The sequence below is a fragment of the Caldisericum sp. genome, from assembly GCF_049967455.1.
Lineage (GTDB): Bacteria > Caldisericota > Caldisericia > Caldisericales > Caldisericaceae > Caldisericum > Caldisericum exile_A.
In genome coordinates this window covers 1-602 of the sequence record NZ_JBMFSR010000120.1, presented here as the reverse complement: position 1 = coordinate 602, position 602 = coordinate 1, and the positions used below count along the sequence as shown (strand labels likewise).

Below are 602 nucleotides of genomic sequence, written 5' to 3'. Positions count from 1 at the left end.
ATATTGTCACCTCAATATGATAGTGCTTCATCACCCAGTAAGTGAAGGCACTATCTTTTTTAATATGTGCTCAAATTCTACATCAAATCTCTGTTTTACCCAAGAAAAATACGAGAAAAATTTGGAGAATCGCTCAGATTAGGTAATAATCAATGCAATGTTCTAAAACACAATTACAATACTTTGAGATATATTGCAATACCAATGCAATACCTTCAAATACTTTTGAAATAAAATGAAACATTTTGCAATGAATTAAAACATTTTGAACTTATTTTTATCGAAAAATTAAAACTTCTTAATACAAGGCAAAAAGTACTCCAATTATTCTTTGGGGAGGGATAATAGTAATCCCTCCCCACGTGTAAATCTCATTGAATCAACTTACTTTGACTGTACCGTTTAAGGAGAACTATTAAATCCATCGATTTGCCAATGGCCATCGTTAGGGTCTTTAACTAAACGAATGAATGTCAATAGGTTTTTATGTTCCTCAATGTTCAGGTCATTTGATTTTACATTATTGTACGCTGCAAGTTGGACTGTATCGGGAGGTAAGGGAGGAAGGCTGGACCGGTGTTTGCTTAATTCATAGTCAAACG

General features: G+C 33.4%; 1 protein-coding gene. It reads right to left on the bottom strand.

What is annotated here, in order from left to right; genetic code table 11:
• Window positions 1-402: 402 nt before the first annotated feature.
• Window positions 403-602, bottom strand: a 200-nt coding sequence (locus ACP5SP_RS08105) for a hypothetical protein (RefSeq protein WP_428076576.1), incomplete at its 5' end; no start/stop codon positions are given.